General features: G+C 69.2%; 17 protein-coding genes. 5 read left to right on the top strand and 12 right to left on the bottom strand.

Annotation, left to right across the window (positions count from 1 at the left end; translation table 11 throughout):
- Positions 1 to 87: 87 nt before the first annotated feature.
- Together argF and AC1RVY_RS24010 are read right to left on the bottom strand one after the other, a co-directional pair.
- Positions 88 to 1,008, bottom strand: coding sequence for an ornithine carbamoyltransferase (gene argF / locus AC1RVY_RS24015; RefSeq protein ID WP_218293673.1), 921 nt, complete (start codon positions 1,006 to 1,008; stop codon positions 88 to 90).
- A gap of 23 nt (positions 1,009 to 1,031) precedes the next feature.
- Positions 1,032 to 2,228 carry an aspartate aminotransferase family protein gene (locus tag AC1RVY_RS24010; RefSeq protein ID WP_218293674.1) on the bottom strand — a complete coding sequence of 399 codons (1,197 nt, stop codon included), beginning with the start codon at positions 2,226 to 2,228 and terminating at the stop codon, positions 1,032 to 1,034.
- A 269-nt stretch (positions 2,229 to 2,497) separates the two neighbouring features.
- Here AC1RVY_RS24010 and AC1RVY_RS24005 point away from each other — a divergent pair, with 269 nt between their 5' ends.
- On the top strand, positions 2,498 to 2,830 hold the full coding sequence (locus tag AC1RVY_RS24005; protein WP_218341861.1) for a DUF3579 domain-containing protein: 333 nt from the start codon (positions 2,498 to 2,500) through the stop codon (positions 2,828 to 2,830).
- A gap of 110 nt (positions 2,831 to 2,940) precedes the next feature.
- Here the strand turns inward: AC1RVY_RS24005 and AC1RVY_RS24000 are convergent, their stop codons facing one another.
- Both AC1RVY_RS24000 and rpsT read right to left on the bottom strand, forming a co-directional pair.
- Positions 2,941 to 4,134 carry an AAA family ATPase gene (locus AC1RVY_RS24000; protein ID WP_218341860.1) on the bottom strand — a complete coding sequence of 398 codons (1,194 nt, stop codon included), beginning with the start codon at positions 4,132 to 4,134 and terminating at the stop codon, positions 2,941 to 2,943.
- 187 nt (positions 4,135 to 4,321) lie between these two features.
- Positions 4,322 to 4,621 carry a 30S ribosomal protein S20 gene (gene rpsT, locus AC1RVY_RS23995; protein ID WP_218293677.1) on the bottom strand — a complete coding sequence of 100 codons (300 nt, stop codon included), beginning with the start codon at positions 4,619 to 4,621 and terminating at the stop codon, positions 4,322 to 4,324.
- Between the two features lie 211 nt (positions 4,622 to 4,832).
- Here rpsT and murJ point away from each other — a divergent pair, with 211 nt between their 5' ends.
- Together murJ and AC1RVY_RS23985 are read left to right on the top strand one after the other, a co-directional pair.
- Complete coding sequence (murJ, locus tag AC1RVY_RS23990) at positions 4,833 to 6,398, top strand: murein biosynthesis integral membrane protein MurJ (RefSeq protein WP_218293678.1); 1,566 nt, start codon at positions 4,833 to 4,835, stop codon at positions 6,396 to 6,398.
- An 84-nt stretch (positions 6,399 to 6,482) separates the two neighbouring features.
- Positions 6,483 to 7,325: a SirB1 family protein gene (locus AC1RVY_RS23985; RefSeq protein WP_218293679.1), complete on the top strand. Its 843-nt coding sequence runs from the start codon at positions 6,483 to 6,485 to the stop codon at positions 7,323 to 7,325.
- On the opposite strand, the gene AC1RVY_RS23980 is transcribed toward AC1RVY_RS23985, so the two are convergent.
- Entirely contained in the window at positions 7,322 to 8,191 is an 870-nt protein-coding gene (locus AC1RVY_RS23980; protein WP_492808592.1) for a plasmid replication/partition related protein, read from the bottom strand. The genes AC1RVY_RS23985 and AC1RVY_RS23980 overlap by 4 nt on opposite strands.
- 61 nt (positions 8,192 to 8,252) lie before the next feature.
- Positions 8,253 to 9,302, bottom strand: a complete 1,050-nt coding sequence (locus AC1RVY_RS23975; RefSeq protein ID WP_492808590.1) for a transporter — start codon at positions 9,300 to 9,302, stop codon at positions 8,253 to 8,255.
- A gap of 169 nt (positions 9,303 to 9,471) precedes the next feature.
- Here AC1RVY_RS23975 and ppk2 point away from each other — a divergent pair, with 169 nt between their 5' ends.
- The gene (gene ppk2 / locus AC1RVY_RS23970; RefSeq protein ID WP_218293682.1) at positions 9,472 to 10,386 is read left to right on the top strand and encodes a polyphosphate kinase 2; all 915 of its coding nucleotides are present in this window, start codon (positions 9,472 to 9,474) and stop codon (positions 10,384 to 10,386) included.
- Between the two features lie 253 nt (positions 10,387 to 10,639).
- On the opposite strand, the gene AC1RVY_RS23965 is transcribed toward ppk2, so the two are convergent.
- The 3 genes from AC1RVY_RS23965 to AC1RVY_RS23955 form a co-directional block, all read right to left on the bottom strand.
- On the bottom strand, positions 10,640 to 11,638 hold the full coding sequence (locus AC1RVY_RS23965) for a GlxA family transcriptional regulator (RefSeq protein WP_218293683.1): 999 nt from the start codon (positions 11,636 to 11,638) through the stop codon (positions 10,640 to 10,642).
- A gap of 116 nt (positions 11,639 to 11,754) precedes the next feature.
- Positions 11,755 to 12,384 (bottom strand): DJ-1/PfpI family protein, encoded by a 630-nt coding sequence (locus AC1RVY_RS23960; RefSeq protein ID WP_492808588.1) that lies wholly within the window; start codon positions 12,382 to 12,384, stop codon positions 11,755 to 11,757.
- Positions 12,381 to 13,181 (bottom strand): carbon-nitrogen hydrolase family protein, encoded by an 801-nt coding sequence (locus AC1RVY_RS23955; RefSeq protein ID WP_492808587.1) that lies wholly within the window; start codon positions 13,179 to 13,181, stop codon positions 12,381 to 12,383. The genes AC1RVY_RS23960 and AC1RVY_RS23955 overlap by 4 nt, the downstream gene beginning before the upstream one ends.
- A 444-nt stretch (positions 13,182 to 13,625) precedes the next feature.
- Here AC1RVY_RS23955 and AC1RVY_RS23950 point away from each other — a divergent pair, with 444 nt between their 5' ends.
- Positions 13,626 to 14,747, top strand: coding sequence for an extracellular catalytic domain type 1 short-chain-length polyhydroxyalkanoate depolymerase (locus AC1RVY_RS23950; protein ID WP_492808586.1), 1,122 nt, complete (start codon positions 13,626 to 13,628; stop codon positions 14,745 to 14,747).
- Positions 14,748 to 14,876: 129 nt separating this feature from the next.
- Here AC1RVY_RS23950 and AC1RVY_RS23945 read toward each other — a convergent pair whose 3' ends face one another.
- From AC1RVY_RS23945 to purM, 3 genes are all read right to left on the bottom strand, one after another.
- Positions 14,877 to 16,481, bottom strand: coding sequence for a methyl-accepting chemotaxis protein (locus AC1RVY_RS23945; protein ID WP_492808585.1), 1,605 nt, complete (start codon positions 16,479 to 16,481; stop codon positions 14,877 to 14,879).
- A 217-nt stretch (positions 16,482 to 16,698) separates the two neighbouring features.
- Entirely contained in the window at positions 16,699 to 17,805 is a 1,107-nt protein-coding gene (locus AC1RVY_RS23940) for an AI-2E family transporter (protein ID WP_492808584.1), read from the bottom strand.
- Between the two features lie 40 nt (positions 17,806 to 17,845).
- Positions 17,846 to 18,889 carry a phosphoribosylformylglycinamidine cyclo-ligase gene (purM, locus tag AC1RVY_RS23935; RefSeq protein ID WP_218293688.1) on the bottom strand — a complete coding sequence of 348 codons (1,044 nt, stop codon included), beginning with the start codon at positions 18,887 to 18,889 and terminating at the stop codon, positions 17,846 to 17,848.
- Positions 18,890 to 18,905 lie beyond the last annotated feature (16 nt).

Here is an 18,905-nt window from a genome sequence, read left to right as displayed (position 1 = left end):
CGGCCTGCGGCCGCTTCACGTCCGCTGTGCGGACATGAGCCTGCGCCGAAACAGGCTGCCGGCGCGGGCGCGCCACCGGATCGCATGTCATGCAATCCGGCCGAGCAAAAGGTACTCCATGAGTGCCTTTTGCACGTGCATCCTGTTTTCTGCCTCGTCCCACACCACGGACTGCGGCCCGTCGATCACGTCGGCCTCGACTTCTTCGCCCCGGTGGGCGGGCAGGCAGTGCATGAACAGGGCGTCCGGCTTGGCGGCGGCCATCATTTCGGCGTCCACGCACCAGTCGGCGAAGGCTTTCTTGCGCTCTTCGTTCTCGGCCTCGTAGCCCATGCTGGTCCACACGTCGGTGGTCACCAGGTCGGCGCCTTGGCAGGCTTCCAGCGGGTTGCTAAAGAATTGATAGCTGCCAGCGCTGATTCCGCGGGCACCAGCGGCCAGTTTCTCATCCACTTCGTAGCCGCGCGGCGTGCTCACGTGCACCTTGAAGCCCAGCAGCGATGCCGCCTGCAGCCAGGTGTTGGCCATGTTGTTGCCATCGCCCACCCAGGCCACGGTCTTGCCCTTGATGGCGCCGCGGTGCTCGATGAAGGTGAAGATGTCGGCCAGGATCTGGCAGGGGTGGTATTCGTTGGTCAGGCCGTTGATGACCGGCACGCGCGAGTTGGCGGCAAAGCGCTCGATCTTGGCCTGCTCGTAGGTGCGGATCATCACCAGGTCGACCATGCGGCTGATGACCTTGGCGCTGTCCTCGATGGGCTCGGCGCGGCCCAGCTGGCTGTCGCCGGTGGTCAGGTGCACCACGGAGCCGCCCAGCTGGTACATGCCGGCTTCAAAACTCACGCGCGTGCGCGTGCTGGCCTTCTCGAAGATCATGGCCAGCGTGCGGTCCACCAGCGGGTGGTGCTTTTCGTAGGCCTTGAATTTCTTCTTGATGAGCGCGGCGCGCTCGAACAGGTAGGCGTATTCGTCGGCGGTGAGGTCGTTGAACTGCAGGTAATGTTTCATGGATGCAATGTATCGCGGCGGGCCTATTCGGCCAGGATGGCCTTGACCAGCGGGGTCAGCTTGGCGACGATCTCGTCGGCCTCGGCGGTGGTGAGGATCAGCGGTGGCACCAGGCGGATCACGCTGTCGGCCGTGACCGACAGCAGCAGGCCCGCCTCGGCCGCGCGGCCAATCAGCGCGCCGCAGGGCTTGGCAAGCTCGATACCCAGCATCAGGCCCTGGCCGCGAATCTCCTTCACGCCGGGCAGGCTGCCCAGCTCGCGCTGCAGCGCCGCGCGCAGGTGGTCGCCCACGGTGACGGCGTTGTGCAGCAGGCCGTCCTCTTCCATGATGCGGATGGTCTCGACCCCGGCGCGCATCGCCAGCGGGTTGCCGCCGAAGGTGGTGCCGTGGTTGCCGGGCTGCAGCACGTTGGCGGCCTTGGGGCCGGCCACCACCGCGCCGATCGGCACGCCCGAGCCCAGGCCCTTGGCCAGGGGCATCACGTCGGGCACGATGCCCGCCCATTGGTGGGCGAACCACTTGCCGGTGCGGCCCATGCCGCACTGCACTTCGTCGATCATCATGAGCCAGCCACGCTCGTCGCACAGCTTGCGCAGCTGCTGCAGGTATTCGATGCGCATCGGGTTGATGCCGCCTTCGCCCTGGATGGTCTCGAAGAACACGGCCACCACGTTGGGGTTGCCTTCGGTGGCCTTCCTGATGGCTTCGATGTCGTTCAGCGGCACGCGGATGAAGCCTTCCACCAGCGGGCCGAAGCCGCTGTAGATCTTGGGGTTGCCCGTGGCCGACATGGTGGCGATGGAGCGGCCGTGGAAGGCCTTCTCGTACACCACGATCTCGGGCTTGGCGATGCCCTTGTCCACGCCGAACTTGCGGGCGATCTTCAGGGCCGCCTCATTGGCCTCCAGGCCCGAGTTGCAGAAGAACACGTTCTGCATGCCCGACAGCTCCACCAGCTTGGCCGCGAGCTGTTCCTGCAGCGGCACGTGGTAGTAGTTGGAGGTGTGGATCAGCTTGGTGATCTGGTCCTGCAGCGCGGGCACGAGCTTGGCGTGGTTGTGGCCCAGGGTGTTCACGGCGATGCCGCCCAGGCCGTCCAGGTATTCCTTGCCGTTCACGTCCCAGACTCGGCTGCCCTGGCCACGGGCCAGCGCGATGGGTACGCGGCCATAGGTGTTCATCACGTGGGGCGAAGCTGCCGGGGTGGTGGCGGTCATGCAGAAATCTCCTGACGGTACGGTGATGGGCTGCCCTTGAGGGATCGAAGCCCGAGAAAGCGAAGCACGATTCTAGGGGGAGCACGATGAACGGCTGTTGACGATTGCGCATTACTGCAATGCGGCGCGGCCCACGCTGTTTCGGGGCCTGATCCGGAGTCCAGCATGTGGATTAGGGTCCCAGCTCTTATATAAGAGTTAGAATGCGCGTTGCGGTGCAGCATGCAGTGATCCTGCCTTGGCCGCGCCCCACTACCACTCCAATCCCGATGGTTTCCCCCACCTCCAAAGAAGTCTTCATCCAGGGCATTACCCATGACGGGAAGACCTTTCGCCCCAGTGATTGGGCCGAGCGGCTGGCCGGGGTGATGAGCAGTTTTCGCCCGGGCGGAGCCCGGCCCGGCAGCCATTTGAGTTACTCGCCCTGGTGCATTCCGACCACGCTCAACGGGGTGAAGTGCGTGGTGGTGCACCGCGACCTGCGCGACCACGAACCCATGGCCTGGGACTTCGTCATCAACTTCGCACGGGACAACAATCTGCAGGTGGCCGAAGCCTGCCTGTTGCCAGACCCGCCCCCGGCGCCTTCCACCAGGCCTTGACCACCAGGCCTTGACCTTTCCCCCGGTGCGCCGGCGGGTGCGGAGCGTCTTTCGTGGCGTGGCCGGCCACTTCCGGGGCCCCGGTTCCACCGCCGTTCAGTGTTTTGCGATCACGCTGCGCCGTGGTCAGGATCCGGTGCGGGGCTGGCGCGCAGGAGCTGGTCCGACCGCAGCCTGGCCATCCAGGCCTTCTCCACGAACGGGTCCGTCACCCCGTAGTGCCCGTGCCGGACGCGCATGAGCAGGTTGGCCGAGGTCATCATCCCGATCACGCCCTGCACCTCCTGGGCCGTGGCCTCGCGGCCAATCTGCGCTGCGTAGGCCTTGAGGGCGTCGGCGGTGAACACGCCCTTGACGTCGCCACCGATGCTGCAGATGCGCGAGAACACGGCCTCGGCCAGAGGGCCCATGGCTTCCACCTTCTGCAGTTCGACGTCGGCCGCGGCCGCGCCCAGCGATTGGGCGATGGTCGGCAGATGTTCGTCGGGCCGCGCGTCCGGCGGCAGGCTGCGCAGGATGTTCAGGGCCTTCATCAGCTCCTCGGGCCGGCTCCCCATGCTTTTGAAGGCCGCCTCCGCGACATCCGGGGCCGGGAGCATGGGCCCGAGCTGGGGGCGGACCTGCTCCAGCACGTAGTCGATGAAGTCCCGGCCCAGCACCGGAAACTCGTTGGTCACCGCGCCGTTGAACGCCTGGTTGCCCTTGAGCGTGAGCTCCTGCACCCGCGCGCGGTGGGAGCCCGTGCCCAGGAACAGGAAATAGCCGGGCGTGCCGGGGCGGGTGTTGATGGCGTCGCGCGCGGCCTTGAGCGCGTGCAGCATGTTGTCGCCGTCGGCGCTGCCCAGGGCGTGCTGGACCTCGTCGATGATGAGCACCACGTCCGTGCGGGCTTGGTCGATCAGTTCCTTGAACGCCTGGGCCAGGCTCACACCTTTTTCCTTGCCCACATCGGAGAGCTTGAACCCGAACTTGAACCCCGCCGCGCCGGCATCGACGCTGGAGACATCCTTGAGCCGCCTGAGGATGGCCGAGCCCGGCGTCTGGAGCTCCTTCAAGGCCTTGCGGATCGCCTCGTGCACCAGGTCGGCCGGGTTGGCCTGGGGCTGGCTCCACAGGTCCACATAGACCACGATGGCGCCCAGGGCCTCCAGCGCGGGGATCAGGTCGGTGGCCAGGAAGGTGGTCTTGCCCACGCGCCGCTGCCCCGCCAGGAACAGGCCCGAGCGCAGCGACGTGTCGAGAAACGAGGGCCGCAGCAATTGCGTGGCCATCTCCTGCGCGAGGGCGGTTCGCCGGAAGGTCATGGTTTATTGGTTTTTATGAAATTCCAATAATTATGGTTCTTCAATAATTTATCGTAAAGAGACGGGGCGCGCCATTTGCATCCAGAAACGAAAAAACCGCCCGAAGGCGGTTTGTTCGTTTGCTGGCAGCGCACCCGTTACAAACGGCGAACGGCGGATGCCGTTCGGGCTGTTTGCCTGAAGTGGGTCAGGCGGCCAGGGCCAGGGCTTTCACCTTGGCGGACAGACGGCTCTTGTCGCGAGCAGCCTTGTTCTTGTGGAAGATGCCCTTGTCAGCCACGGTGTCGACCACGGCCTGCATCTTGGCGAACAGTTCGGTCGCCTTGGTCTTGTCGCCCGCCAGAACAGCCTTTTCGACGTTCTTGACAGCGGTACGGTATTTGGAGCGCAGCGAGGTGTTCGCAGCGTTGATCTTGACGTCCTGACGGACGCGCTTGCGGCCCGACGCCAGGCGCGGGTTCTTCTTCTTGGGTTTAGCGGATGCCATGGTTTTGATTCCTTGAGTCTGAGGATGATGCCAGCAAAGCCCGCGATTATAGCCCAGAGCCACTTACCGTGGTCACGGCGGCTGCTGCCGGCGCGTTGCCATCGCCTGCGCACCCGTGGAACCGGCTCTGCCAGGCCACCGGGTGCGGCCTCCCTGGGAGACGCTCCTGGGGGACGGCGCGCAGCGGCACAGGGGGGCTACACTTCTTGCGGTGTCACTGTTCAAAGCCGCCTCCACCGTCTCCCTCCTGACCCTCGTCTCCCGCATCACCGGGCTGGTGCGGGAGCTGCTCATGGCCTCGGTCTTCGGGGTCAGCGCCATGACGGACGCCTTCAATGTGGCGTTCCGCATTCCCAACCTGTTTCGCCGGGTCCTCGGCGAAGGGGCCTTCAGCCAGGCGTTCGTGCCGGTGCTGTCCGCCACCCGTGCCCAGGAGGGCGACGAAGGGGCCCGGGCGCTGATCAACCATGTGGGCACCTTGCTCGCATGGACGCTGGTGCTGCTGTGTATTGCCGGTGTGCTGGGCGCCCCCTGGATGGTGTGGGGCATGGCCAGCGGGCTCCAGCAGTCGCCCCAGGGTTTTGACGCCGCCGTCACCATGACGCGCTGGATGTTCCCCTACATCGGCTTTATGTCGCTGGTGGCCCTGGCGGGGGGCATTCTCAATACCTGGAAGAAGTTCGCGGTGCCCGCGGCGTCGCCGGTGCTGCTCAACATCGCGCTCATTCTCTCCATCGTCCTGGGGGCGCCCTGGTTCGCCCGCCATGGCATCGAGCCCATCTACGCGCAGGCCGCCGGGGTCATGGTGGGGGGGCTGCTGCAGCTGGCCATCCAGGTGCCCGCGCTGGCGCGCCTGGGGCTGCTGCCGCGCATCGGGGTGCGCTGGGCGGCGATCCGGGCCGCCTGGTCGGACCCCACCACGCGCAAGGTGATCCGCCTGATGCTGCCCGCGCTGCTGGGGGTGAGCGTGGCGCAGGTCTCGCTGCTCATCAACACGCAGATCGCCTCACACCTGGCCACCGGCAGCGTGAGCTGGATCACCTACGCGGACCGGCTGATGGAGCTGCCGACCGCGCTGCTGGGCGTGGCGCTGGGGGTGGTGCTGATGCCGCAGCTGGCCAGCGCCCGCGCCAAGCAGGACGACGAAAGGTATTCGGCCATGCTTGACTGGGGGCTGCGCCTGGTGGTGTTGCTGTCGGTGCCCTGCATGGTGGCCTTGCTGGTCTTTTCAGAGCCGCTGGTGGCGGTGCTGTACCACTATGGGGCCTTTGGTGACCAGGACGTGCGCCAAACCACCCTGGCACTCACGGGTTATGGCGTGGGCCTGGTGGGCATTGTGGCCATCAAGGTGCTGGCGCCCGGTTTCTATGCCAAGCACGACATGCGCACCCCCATGCTCATTGCGGTGGCGGTGCTGGTGCTGACGCAGCTGATGAACCTGGTGCTGGTGCGCTACCTGCAGCACGCCGCCCTGACGCTGACCATCGGCATCGGGGCCCTCGTCAATGCCGCCTGGCTGCTGATCGGCCTGCTGCGGCGCGGCAGCTACCGGCCCTTGCCTGGCTGGGGCAAGTTCGCCCTGCAGGTGATCGCCGCGAGCGCCTTGCTGGCCCTGCTGCTGGCGTGGGGCGCGCAGCACTTCGACTGGGTGGCGATGAAGGGGCAGACCCTTCGGCGCATAGGGCTGCTGGCCGGGCTCATGGCTGCGGCGGCCGTGCTGTACTTCGGCGCGCTGTGGGCGGCCGGCCTCAAGCTGCGCCAGCTGCTGCGGCGCTGACGGCGGCAAAGGCCGCAAATGTGCTGCCAAGCGGTGTCTTCTGTCGCTTGACGCAGGCCGGCGCGGCACTTACAACCCTGCCATATGTCCCTGAGCTATTCCGTGCCCACCTCGCTGGAGTACTTTGCATCGCTGGTGCAGAGCGACGACCACTTTCCGCTGCTGGAGGCCGCGGCCAGCCTGGCCCACGACGAGTACCCGGAACTGGATGTGCAGCAGTTGCTGGGCGACATGGACCAGCTGCTCGCCCGCATCAAGCGCCGCCTGCCCGCCGATGCGCCCGCGCTGCAGCGCCTGCGCACCCTCAACCAGTTCTTCTTCGCCGACCTGGGTTTTGGCGGCAACGTCAACAACTACTACGACCCCGAGAACAGCTACCTCAACGCCGTGCTGCGCACGCGCCGGGGCATCCCGATTTCGCTGGCCGTGCTGTGGATGGAGCTGGCCCAGGGCCTGGGCCTGCATGCGCGGGGCATCGCGTTCCCCGGGCACTTCATGGTCAAGGTGCTGCTGCCCAAGGGGCAGGTGGTGCTCGACCCGATCTCGGGCCAGTCGCTCAGCCGCGAGGAACTGGCCGAGCGGCTGGAGCCCTACAAGCGACGCAATGGCCTGGTGGACGACTACGATGTGCCGCTGGGCCTGTACCTCCAGGCCGCCACGCCGCGCGACATCATCGCGCGCATGCTGCGCAACCTCAAGGAGGTGCACCGCACCCAGCAGGACTGGCAGCGCCTGATCACCGTGCTCGACCGGCTCATCGTGCTGCTGCCCGAGGCCTGGGGCGAGCGGCGCGACCGGGGGCTGGCCCATGCCGAGCGGGGCAATACCGCCGAGGCCGTGGCCGACCTGCAGGCCTATCTGGCCCATGCCGAAGACGGTCTGGACATCGACCTGATTGCCGACCGCCTCAACGCACTGCGCGGCTAGAACGGCGCGCTGTGCGCGGGCTGGTCGGCCCGTAGCTGTGCCAGCTGCCGGCGCAGCTCGGTGTTCTCGGCGGTGAGTTCCGCCACGCGGTGGCGCAGGGCCTGCAGCTCGTCGGCACTTCCCTCGGCGCCCGTGCCCGGCTGTGGCGCGGCCTTTTCTTCCTTTTCTTCTTCCTCTGAACGCGCTTCGTCGCGCGGCTTGCGCTTGTTGAGCTCGCGCACGCGCTTGGCGGCCTGCTTGAGCTCATCCTTGCCCGCGGCGACGGCCGCCACCTGCTCCTCGGCGGGCAGCGTGGACACGGCGGCGGCGGCGTTGATGGAAATGGTGCCGGACTTCACGGCGGCCACCAGCTCGGGGGCGGCCTGCTTCTGGATCTTCTCGATCATCACCACCTGGCTGCTGCTCAGCCGCGCGGCCCGGGCGATGGCCTCGCGGCTGGCCAGCGGATCGGGGGCGGGCAGGGCGGCAGCGGCCTCGGGCGCCGCCGGGGCGTCCGCGGCCAGGGTGTCGGGTGACTCCGAAGGCTCCGGGGCGCGCGCCTTGCGCTCGGCCATGATCTCGCGCTTGCGCAGGGCCAGCACACCGCGCTGGAAGTCCGACACGCTGCGGCGCCCCAGGTGCTGGTCGATCATCCACAGGTGCACGTCCTCCATCGACTGGAAACGCGGGTTCTGCACCGTCTGGAAGGGCAGGCCGTGCTTCTGGCAGATGCCGTAGCGGTTGTGGCCGTCCACCAGCACGTCGCCCCACAGCACCAGCGCGTCGCGGCAGCCCTCGGCCAGGATGCTGCGCTCCAGGGCCTCGTGCTCGTCGGGGGTCAGGGGTTCGATATAGGCTTTGAGTTCTTCGTTGACGACGATGTTCATGGTGGAAAGCGGTCCGGGAGCAGGGCAAGGGGCGCGATTGTAGACATGCCAGGGCCCGCACCTACCGATCGCGGGTGTCCCGCAGCGTCAGCCAGCCCGCCACCGCCGTGAAGGCGGCCACCACGGCCACGATGATCCAGAAACCGTGCCCGTTGTCCGCCAGCGGCACGCCGCCCACGTTCATGCCGAACAGCCCCGCCAGGATGTTAATGGGCAGGGCCAGCACGGTCACCACCGTCAGCACGAAGAGGCTGCGGCTGTTGGCTTCCTGCACGTTGGCGGCGATCTCTTCCTGCAGCAGCTTGATGCGCTCCTGCAGGCCCTGCATGTCGCGCAGCACCACCGAGAATTCCTCCGTGGAGTCGCGCAGCTCCTGGGCATCGTCCGCGCCCATCCATGCGGGCGGGTGCTGCAGCAGGCGAAACAGCGCGGCGGGCTCGGGGGCCAGCAGCCGCTGCAGGCGCACGAGCAGGCGCCGCAGCACCCCGAGCCGCGCGCGCTTGTGGTCCAGGCGGCCGGCCAGCAGCTCGTCCTCCACGTCGTCGATGCGCTGGGTCACGCCGCGCACGATGTCCACCAGGCCCGAGGCCTGGGTGCGCATCAGTTCGGCCAGCAGGGCCACGCTGGATCGCGGCGCCTGCCCGCTGCGCACCGCCGTGCGCAGCGCATCCACCGAGCGCAGCGGCCGCGTGCGCCCGGTCACCATCAGGCGCGGCGCCACGCTGGTCCAGAGCGTGGCGATGTCCGAGGGCTCGAACGCGAAGTCGAAGTGCGCGTCGTTGAGGACGGCGATCAGCGTGTCGTCGTCGCGCTCGATGCGCGTCGATACCGAGCGGTCCTTGAGCGCATCGAAGAAGGCCTCGGGCAGGCCGGCGTGCCGCTCCATCCAGCGCACGGCCTGCGCGTGGCTCAGGTTGAAATGCAGCCACAGGAAGGTGGTGGCGTGCTCCGCTTGCGGCGCTGCGGTGCCCGTGGCTGGCGGATGCCGCAGCGCGCTCAGCCACTGCGCGGCCTGCGCCGAATCGACTTCGCGCGGGGGTGCGTCGGCATCCAGCAGATAGCCGCAGATCAGCCCGGCGGCATCGCCGCCGTAGTTCAGGTGGGCATTCACGGCAAAGAGGGCGCGCGGCGGAAAGGAGGGAGACAGGCTGGCACCGCCGCATGTTGGCGCGCGGGCGTGACAGCGCCGTGACAGATCACGCCGATGTCACAACACTGTCACCTGCCGGCGCCACGATGGCGCATCTCTCTGTCTATTTGCCTGCACGGATCGGTTGCCCATGTTTCACCAGAACACCCTTGACACCCAGGACTTGATGCAGCGCATCGCCAACGACCTGATCGACAGCTACGACGAAGAGCTGGAGCTGGAGATCGAGGACCGCAACGTGGACGATCTCGGCGCGCCCCAGCCCACGGACAAGCTGGCGCGCCAGCTTTACTTCAAGGAGCTGTTCCGCCTGCAGGGCGAGCTCGTCAAGCTGCAGGACTGGGTGCAGCACAGCCGCCAGAAGGTGGTGATCCTGTTCGAGGGGCGCGACGCGGCGGGCAAGGGCGGGGTGATCAAGCGCATCACCCAGCGCCTGAACCCGCGCGTGGCCCGCGTGGCCGCGCTGCCCGCGCCCAACGACCGCGAGCGCACGCAGTGGTACTTCCAGCGCTATGTGGCGCACCTGCCCGCCGCCGGCGAAATGGTGCTGTTCGACCGCAGCTGGTACAACCGCGCGGGTGTCGAGCGGGTCATGGGCTTTTGCACCGACGACGAATACGAGGAATTCTTCCGCACGGTGCCCGAGTTCGAGAAGATGCTGGTGCGCTCGGGCATCACGCTCGTCAAGTACTGGTTCTCGATCACCGACGAGGAGCAGCACCTGCGCTTCCTCGGGCGCATCCACGACCCGCTCAAGCAGTGGAAGCTCAGCCCCATGGACCTGGAAAGCCGCGTGCGCTGGGAGGCCTATACCAAGGCCAAGGAAACCATGCTGGAACGCACCCACATCGCCGAGGCGCCCTGGTGGGTGGTGCAGGCGGTGGACAAGAAAAAGGCGCGCCTGAACTGCATCGCCCACCTGCTGTCGCAGCTGCCCTACCAGGAGGTGCCGCATCCGGCGGTGGTGCTGCCCGACCGCGTGCGCAACCCCGAGTACCTGCGCCAGCCGGTGCCCGCGTCGATGTACGTGCCCGAGGCGTACTGAAGCCCTCGGGGTAAGATGATTGCTATTATTTATATAGCTGTCAGCGCTTTCCCATCAAGCGCTGGAGGCCAGAAAAGCCTCAAGTACAGGACTGCGGCGCCGCACCCCTGAGCCTCTGGACCGTCGGGACCACATCCCGCTCCTGCAGCGCCTTCGCGAGGGGACTCTGGCACGGCGGTGTCCGTGTGGCCGGGGCAGGGCCCTTGTGGATTGGCCACGCCACGCCGCACAGTGGTCTCCTGGGTGTTCCTTCTCAGTGGGGCCGCCGCGCCGTGCCCTGGGACGGCGTGCCGCCCCGGCCGAACTGGTGCCAGGCGCGGCGCAGCTGCGTGTCGGAGCTGAAGCCCGCCATCTGCGCGGCCTGGGTGACGTTGCGCCCGGACTGCAGGGCCGCTTCGGCCGTGGCCAGTCGGATGCGGCGCAGGTACGCCAGCGGCGCGATGCCCGCATGCTCCAGGAACAGCCTTGTGAGGTGCCGGGGCGAGGTGTGCGCCACCTCCGCCATGGCGGGTACGCTCCAGTCGGCCTGGGGTTGCTGGCCCACGGCGTCCTGCACGCGGTGCAGCGCGGCGTGCAGGTGGTTGCGGTGGTGCAGGAAGGGCGAGAACTGCGGGTCGTCCGGGCCCCGGCGAAGCCCGATCACCATGGCCTGCGCCACCTGCACGGCCACGGTGGGGCCGCACAGGTCCGAGATGCGGTGCAGCAGCAGGTCGATGCCGGTGGTGACGCCCGCGCTGGTATAGATGGGCCCGTCGGTCACGAACACGCGGTTGGCGGCCACGTCGCAGCGCGGGTCCACCTCGGCCAGTTCGTCGAGGTGCAGGTGGTGCGTGGTGGCGCGCCGGCCGGTGAGCAGGCCGGCATGCGCGGCGAGCACCGCCCCGGCGCACACGGTGACCAGCTCGAGCTGCCCGGCCACCGGGCGCAGGCCGCGCAGCCAGTGCAGCAGCGCCTGGGCCTCGCCGTGGCCCACGTCGATGCGCCGGCCCGGCAGGCCCACCAGCACCACCCAGGCGGGGCTGGGCAGCACCTCGGGCAACGGCGCCAGGCCCGTGAGCGCGACGCCCACGGAGGTCATGGACTCGGGCGTGGGGCTCACGAAGTGCTGCACGAAGCGCTCGGGCAGGCCCCGTGCGCGCAGCGTCTGGTTGGCGATGCGCAGCGCCTCCGCGGGGCCTGCCCAGTCCAGCACCAGGCTGCCGGGCAGCAGCGCGAAATAGACGTGGATGGGGGCGGGTGGCATGTCCTGCATCAGTGTTTCCTTGCTTCGTCCGCGGCCTTGAGAACCGGCACGGCCGGGGCCCGTGCCCCCGGAGCCGGCCTTGCCAGGCCCCGGCGGGAGAGGGGGAGGGGCGGCACGGGCGGCCTTCAGGGCGCGGGATTCCAGGGCGTGTCCATCTGGCGGGCGGTGCGCTGGGAGAGCGCCGAGCCCGCCAGGCGCGTGACCAGATGCAGGCTCATGTCGATGCCCGCGCTGATGCCCGCAGACGTGACGAGCGCGCCCCGGTCCACCCAGCGCACATTCTCCTGCACGTTGAGCGCGGGAAACTGCGCGCGCAGGTCCGCGATGTCCTCCCAGTGCGTGGTGACGGGCCCTTCGGTGACCACGCCGGCCGCCGCCAGGATGAACGCGCCGGTGCATACCGAGGCCGTGACCCGCGCGCCGCGCGCGGCCCGGGCCACCCAGGCGCGCGTCTGGGCGCAGGCGGCGGCTGCATCGACCACGCCCCCGGGCACGATGAGCACGTCCGGCGCCACGGCGGTGGCGAAGTCGGCATCGGGCAGCACCCGCAGGCCGGCGCGCGCCTGCACCGGCTGCATGCCGCGCGCCACGCACTGCACGGCAAAGGGCGCGGGTGCGCCGGGCCGCAGGCGCTGCTGCATGCGGGTGGCGGTGGTGAACACTTCGTAGGGGCCCGCGAGGTCAAGGGCCTCCACGTCGTCGAAGACGAGGATGGCGATCTTCAGCGGATGGGGGGCAAGGGTGGCTTCGGTCATGGTGCGGTGGCGGGCTGGGGTGGCGTGGGGGTGGAAAAGACGTAGCGCGGGTAGGTGTCCTGCGCGGCGGCGACCGCCTGCAAGTCCAGGTCCACGGTGCAAAAGGGCTGTGCGGGCGTGGTGCGCGCGAGCAGGGCGCCGTCGGGGCTGATGGCCCAGCCCGCGCCGCCATAGGTGCCGGCGGCGGCATCCACGCGGTTGGACGACAGGCTGTAGGCCCCCGTGCGCACGGCGGCCACGGTGCCCACCGCCAGCCATTTGGCGGTGGTGGCCGCCGCCGTGGCACGCGGCGACAGGATGGCCTGCACGCCGCCGAGCGCGGCATAGGCGCCGTAGGTGTCCAGTGCCCAGAGTTCGGAGCAGATATTGAGCCCGAAGCCGAGCGCACCGGCCTGCAGGCGGGGGAAGGCGGCGTCGCCGCGCTCGAACCAGTGCGCCTCCCAGCCGCCGGGTTCGTCGGGCAGGTAGAACTTGCGCCGCAGCGGCAGGTAGCCGCCCTGGCGCGACCAGGCAAAGCCCTCGTTGAAGCGCTGTCCGCCCACCGTGACCGGGCGGGCGCCCACCACCCAGTCGGTGTCCAGCGCGTGCAGGCGGGCTTGCCAGGCGTCGCTCAGCGCCACGGCGGCATCCCAGCGGGCGGGTTCGGGGGGCAGGGTCTCCCACAGGGGTTCGACAAACGCGAACTCGGGCAGCAGCACCAGCCCGGACCGCTCGGCGCGGGTGTGCGCGCACAGGGCGGCCCAGGCGGCCTCCAGCAGCGCGGGTTGGCAGGGAAGTTCACAGACGGTGGCGCGCATGGCGGTGGATCCTCGTGGCATGGGCAGGGTGGAAGCGGGCGGACAAGGGTGCGGTGCCGATCACTATCGGACAAATCTCAAGAGGCCTGCTTCTGCAGCGGGTATCTTGCAGCGCTCATAGTGCCTGCGGGTACTGGATGTGTCCGAACTCGATGGGACAGGTTTCGATCAATTTGCGCCATATATCGGGCGACACCTGCCGCGTGGATGCCGGCAAGGTGCCCAAGGGCTCTGGAAAGTCCGAGGAAATGGCCCACCACGCTGGATGGACAAGGGGTTCCAGCTATCAAATTGAGAGTTTCGTGCGCGGGAGGCCAGATGCTGTTATGGTGATTAGGGTTTTCCCTTGTTCCGTGGGGCGCCCCACCGCCTGCATTGGCCACGCCCCACCGCCATTTGTTTGCCGCCCTTCATTTTTTTTCTATTCCCCCACACCAGCACACCATGGCCCCACGCTCCCGCCTGTTCTCCCTGTCAGCGCTGACGCGGGCGTACCAGCGCAACCTGAAGGCCCTGGTGCGCGCGACACGGCCCGCGCGCCCGGTGCGGCGCAAGGCGGCGGTGCCGCTGGCGGCGCCAGTCGCCGCGCGGGCTGGGGCGGCGGCACCCGGCGCGCGCGCGCCGCGCAGCGCCGCCGTGCGGGGCGAATGGCTGGCGGGGGTGGCGCCGGGGCCCGCGGGGGCGCGGCGTTACCACCTCTACATCCCGCCGGGGCTGGCGCCCAGGCCGGGTGAGCGTTTTCCGCTGCTGGTCATGCTGCACGGCTGCGGCCAGACGGGGCGCGATCTGGCCATCGCATCGCGCATGAACCGGCTGGCCGCGCGCGAGCGGTTTCTGGTGCTGTACCCCGAGCAGGAGCGCGTGGCCAACGCGCACGGCTGCTGGAACTGGTTCGAGCGCCGCAGCGGCAAGGCACAGGCCGAAGCCGCCACGCTGCTGGCCGCCGTGGACAAGGTCGCGCGCCGCCAGCCCGTGGACCTTGCCCGCGTGGCGGTGGCGGGCCTCTCGGCCGGCGCGAGCATGGCGGTGCTGATGGCCGCGCTGTATCCCCACCGGTTCTGCGCCGTGGCGATGCACTCGGGCGTGGCGCCGGGCACGGCCGAGTCCGCGGCCACCGCCATCGCGGCGATGCACGGGCGGCGCGAGGCGCAGCTGCCCGAGCCCCTGCAGCGGCGCGTGGCCAAGGCGCCGGCCATCGTGGCCGGTGGTGCGGCGCCCATCCCCGCGCTGCAGCCCGTGCTGCCTTCGCTGCTGGTGCTGCATGGGGACGCGGACGGCGTGGTGTCGGTGCGCAACGCCGCGGCCACGGCGGTGCTGTGGGCCCAGGCGCTGGGCGCGCGCGCCGGAGCGGTGCGCACCCTGCAGCGTGGCCAGCGGCACGCCATGCAGGTCACGGAATACAAGGCCCGGGGCCGCACGGTGGTGGCGCTGCGCGAGGTGGTGGGCCTGGCCCATGCGTGGAGCGGCGGCGCGGCCCACCAGCCGTACAGCGATCCGGCGGGGCCTGATGCCTCGGCCCTGGTCTGGGCCTTCGTGGCGCGGCAGTTCGATCGCAGGCGGTTTTGAGTCAAATGGCGTCCGGGCGCTTGCTGGATAAGCGCTGAATGCTATTGATTATGTAGCAAAAGAGTCGCGCGGCGTGCCATGGCCGGGCGGTGCGCGAGAAGGACGCGCGCGCGGTGCGAAGCCCCGCCGTCAGCGCAGCTGGCGCGGCGCCGCGGCCGCGGGCAGGGAGGGCGCCGCGTGGCCGGCGCCATGCGCGCCGTTCAGGTGAAAGGCCGCGACCACCTGCTTGAGCTCGTGCGCCTGCTGCTGCAGCGCGGCGGCGGCGGCGGTGGCCTGCTCGACCAGCGCCGCGTTCTGCTGTGTGCCCTGGTCCATCTGCGCGATGGCCTCGTTGATCTGCTCGATGCCGTCGGTCTGCTCGCGGCTGGCCTGGCTGATCTCCTCGATCACGGCCGACACGCGCAGCACGCTGTCCACCACGTCCTGCATGGTGGCACCGGCCTCCTGGGCGAGCTGGGCGCCGGCTTTCACCTGCTCGGCGGAGTTCCCGATCAGGGCCTTGATTTCCTTGGCGGCTTCGGACGAGCGCTGCGCCAGGCTGCGCACCTCGGTGGCCACCACCGCGAAGCCCCGGCCCTGTTCCCCGGCGCGCGCCGCTTCCACGGCGGCATTGAGGGCCAGGATGTTGGTCTGGAACGCGATGCCTTCGATCACACCGGTGATGTCGGACACCTTGCGCGACGAGGCGTCGATGGACCCCATGGTCTGCACCACCTTCTCCACCACCGCGCCGCCCTTGCGCGCCACGTCGGAGGCGGACTGCGCCAGCACGCTGGCCTGGTGGGCGTTGTCGGCGTTCTGCTTGACGTTGGAGGTCATCTCCTCCATCGACGCCGCCGTCTGCTCGAGCGCGCTGGCCTGCGATTCGGTGCGCGCGGAGAGGTCCTGGTTGCCGGACGCGATCTGCTGCGAGGCGCTCGCGATGTGCTCGGTGCCGTCGCGCACGCGCTGCACGATGCGGTGCAGGCTGCCCTGCATGCCCTGCATGTCCAGCAGCAGGCTGGAGCGATCGCCCTCCCGGGTCTCCACCGACACCGACAGGTTGCCCTCGGAAATGCTGCGGGCGATGGTGCGCGCGTAGCCGGGCTCGCCGCCCAGCTGGCGCAGCAGGTTGCGCGAGATCAGCGTGCCCACCACCAGCAGCGCCGCGCCCAGCAGCAGCGCCACGGCACCAAAGCCCAGCGCGCGCTGCCAGATGGCGGAATTGACCGTGTCGATGTACACCCCCGAGCCGATGACCCAGTCCCAGGGCGCGAATCCCTTCACGTACGAGGTCTTCTCCACCGGCGTGTCGCTGCCGGCCTTGGGCCACAGGTAGGGCACGAAGCCCGCGCCGCCGGCCTGCACGGTGCGCACGAACTCGACGAACAGCTGTTTGCCGTTGGGGTCTTTGTTGGCGGTGAGGTCCTGGCCGTTCAGCTCGGGGCGGATGGGGTGCATCACCATGCGCGGGTGCATGTCGTTGATCCAGACATACTCGTTGCCGCTGTAGCGCAGCGCCTGGATGGCCGCCGCCGCGCGCTTGCGGGCCTCGTCATCGGGCATACCGCCCTTGGTGCTCAGGTCGTGGAAATGCGTGGCGATGCCGTGCGCCGCCTCCACGACCTGGCGCACGCCGGTCTGGCGTTCTTCCAGGATCAGCTGGCGCTCCGACACCAGGAACCATGCTGTCATCACCACGATGCCGAGGATCGCGCTCAGCACCAGAAGGGCCAGTTTTCTTGCGATGGTCATGGGAAGCCTTTACAACGGGAAGGTCTGGACGCGGTGGTCCTGCGGGCTGCACGGCACTGTCAGGCAGGGTACTGCCGCAGCCTTTGCGCAAGCCTTGGCGAAAACCCGCATGAGCAGGGCACGGCCGGCGAAAGAAGGCGGCCCAGGCGGGGCCCGGGGCGGGGATGGCGCCGGCGTTGTCCGGCCCCGGCACCCCCGGCGCGGGGGGGCGCGGCGTCTACACGAGCCGCGCCGCCACCAGTTCCTTCTTGAGGTAGGCGTAGAACAGCGGCGCCGCGACCAGCCCCGCGGGACCGAAGACGGCCTCGGCCACGAACATCACGCTGAGCAGCTCCCACACCCCCATCTGCGTGCGGCGGCCCACCACCTTGGCGTTGATGACGTATTCGGCCTTGTGGATGAGGATCAGAAAGCCCAGGCAGGCGGCAGCGGCCAGCGGCGATACCGACAGGCCCACGATGGTGATCACCACGTTGCACACCAGGTTGCCCACGATGGGCACGAGCCCGGCCACGAAGGTGAAGGTGATGAGCACGGTCGTGTAGGGCAGCGCCAGGCCCCACAGCGGCAGCACGAACAGCAGGAACAGCGCCGTGAGCAGCGTGTTGAATGCCGCGATCCAGAACTGCGCCGCCACGATCTGGCGGAACGCCTCGCCGAACAGCGTGATGCGCAGCTTCAGCTGCTGGGCCAGCGGCCCCCGCGCCAGGGCAGGCGGGCGCACGGCGGCCAGCGCGCCGATCAGCAGGCCCACATAGGCAAACAGCAGGCCGGCCAGCCAGGCGCGCCCCGCCATGGCCAGCGCACCCGCCTTGGCGCCCAGGTAGCCGGCGATGATGCGCTGGATTTCCGCCGCGCCTTCCGGCAGGTGGGCCGCGACGTCGGCGGGCAGCTTCAGGCGCAGTTCCAGCACGGTGCGCGCCATGTAGTCCAGCAGCTCGCGGTACTGCTGGGGCGCATCGACCAGGTAGCCCCGCGAATGGGTGAGCCCCGCCGCCAGCAGGGCCAGGGGCAGCAGCATGACCAGGCCGGCGGCCACGACCTGGGCCGCCCGCACGCTGCCGGCGGAGGGCGTGGCCTGGCGCTGCGCCCGGCCCAGGCCGTGGGCGAACCAGCGCGTGAGGGCGCGGGCGAGCAGGAAGCCCAGGCACACGCACAGCAGGCCCGGGAGCAGGCCGCGCCACATCACCAGCAGCAGCACGGCCGCCACCAGCAGGTAGCTGGCCACCACGATGCCCCGGGTCAGGGTGCGCGGCGGCAGCGTGGCGGGCGTGGGTTCTGGCGGCGCAGAGGAGAGGGGGGCCGAAGGGGGACGCTGCGCCATGCGCGGAAGCGGGCTGGGGTGGTGGGGCGAAGTCGATCGGTCAGGCCACGACCACGGCGGCGCCATCGCCGCGCGGCGCGATCGCACCGATGGTGTACACCTTCTCGCCCGCGGCGGCCAGCGTGGCGGCCGTGGCGGCGGCGTTGGCGGCGTCCACCACCACGACCATGCCGATGCCGTTGTTGAAGGTGCGGTTCATCTCGATGTCGTCGATGCCGGCGGTCTTCTGCAGCCAGGCGAACAGCTCGGTCTGGGGCCAGCTGCCCTTGGTGAGATGGGCGGCCGTGCCGTCGGGCAGCACGCGCGGGATGTTCTCCAGCAGCCCGCCGCCGGTGATGTGGGCCAGGGCCTTGATGGGGTGGGCGGCCAGCGCGGCCAGCACGTTCTTCACGTACAGGCGCGTGGGTTCCATGATGGCCTGCTTGAAGGGCTTGCCGTCCAGCGTGGCGGGGGCGGTGGCCCCTGCGCGGTCGATGCACTTGCGCACCAGCGAGAAGCCGTTGGAATGCACGCCCGCCGAGGCCAGGCCCAGCACCACGTCGCCGGGGGCCACGTCCCTGCCGGTCAGGATCTTCGACTTTTCGACCGCACCGACCGCGAACCCGGCCAGGTCGTATTCGCCGGCGGGGTACATGCCCGGCATTTCGGCCGTTTCCCCGCCGATCAGGGCGCAGCCCGAAAGCTCGCAGCCCCGGGCGATGCCGCCGACCACGGCCGCGGCCGTGTCCACGTCGAGCTTGCCGCAGGCGAAGTAGTCGAGGAAGAACAGGGGCTCGGCGCCCTGCACCAGCACGTCGTTCACGCTCATGGCCACCAGATCGATGCCCACGGTGTCGTGCATGTTCCACTCGAACGCCAGCTTGAGCTTGGTGCCCACGCCGTCCGTGCCGGAGACCAGCACGGGCTCCTTGTAGCGCTTGGGCACCTCGAACAGGGCGCCAAAGCCGCCGATGCCCGCCAGCACGCCTTCGCGCATGGTCTTCTTGGCCAGCGGCTTGATGCGCTCGACCAGGGCGTCGCCCGCGTCGATGTCAACGCCGGCGTCTTTGTACGAAATGGGGGTGGAGGGGGCAGAAGAGCTCATGGGTGGTGTGGTGCAG

The sequence above is a fragment of the Acidovorax sp. GW821-FHT11A03 genome (genome assembly GCF_058809075.1).
Note: the sequence above shows the minus strand (reverse complement) of the source record. Positions and strands in the feature narration are given on the sequence as shown.

What these genes read in the sequence shown, in the direction of transcription:
- AC1RVY_RS23980 (WP_492808592.1), bottom strand. Translation starts at nt 8,191, where the DNA reads ATGAACATCGTCGTCAACGAAGAACTCAAAGCCTATATCGAACCCCTG.
- argF (WP_218293673.1), bottom strand. Translation starts at nt 1,008, where the DNA reads ATGAAACATTACCTGCAGTTCAACGACCTCACCGCCGACGAATACGCC.
- AC1RVY_RS23955 (WP_492808587.1), bottom strand. Translation starts at nt 13,181, where the DNA reads ATGCGCGCCACCGTCTGTGAACTTCCCTGCCAACCCGCGCTGCTGGAG.
- AC1RVY_RS23950 (WP_492808586.1), top strand. Translation starts at nt 13,626, where the DNA reads ATGGCCCCACGCTCCCGCCTGTTCTCCCTGTCAGCGCTGACGCGGGCG.
- rpsT (WP_218293677.1), bottom strand. Translation starts at nt 4,621, where the DNA reads ATGGCATCCGCTAAACCCAAGAAGAAGAACCCGCGCCTGGCGTCGGGC.
- AC1RVY_RS23960 (WP_492808588.1), bottom strand. Translation starts at nt 12,384, where the DNA reads ATGACCGAAGCCACCCTTGCCCCCCATCCGCTGAAGATCGCCATCCTC.
- AC1RVY_RS24010 (WP_218293674.1), bottom strand. Translation starts at nt 2,228, where the DNA reads ATGACCGCCACCACCCCGGCAGCTTCGCCCCACGTGATGAACACCTAT.
- AC1RVY_RS23940 (WP_492808584.1), bottom strand. Translation starts at nt 17,805, where the DNA reads ATGGCGCAGCGTCCCCCTTCGGCCCCCCTCTCCTCTGCGCCGCCAGAA.
- AC1RVY_RS23965 (WP_218293683.1), bottom strand. Translation starts at nt 11,638, where the DNA reads ATGCAGGACATGCCACCCGCCCCCATCCACGTCTATTTCGCGCTGCTG.
- AC1RVY_RS24000 (WP_218341860.1), bottom strand. Translation starts at nt 4,134, where the DNA reads ATGACCTTCCGGCGAACCGCCCTCGCGCAGGAGATGGCCACGCAATTG.
- purM (WP_218293688.1), bottom strand. Translation starts at nt 18,889, where the DNA reads ATGAGCTCTTCTGCCCCCTCCACCCCCATTTCGTACAAAGACGCCGGC.
- ppk2 (WP_218293682.1), top strand. Translation starts at nt 9,472, where the DNA reads ATGTTTCACCAGAACACCCTTGACACCCAGGACTTGATGCAGCGCATC.
- AC1RVY_RS24005 (WP_218341861.1), top strand. Translation starts at nt 2,498, where the DNA reads ATGGTTTCCCCCACCTCCAAAGAAGTCTTCATCCAGGGCATTACCCAT.
- AC1RVY_RS23985 (WP_218293679.1), top strand. Translation starts at nt 6,483, where the DNA reads ATGTCCCTGAGCTATTCCGTGCCCACCTCGCTGGAGTACTTTGCATCG.
- AC1RVY_RS23945 (WP_492808585.1), bottom strand. Translation starts at nt 16,481, where the DNA reads ATGACCATCGCAAGAAAACTGGCCCTTCTGGTGCTGAGCGCGATCCTC.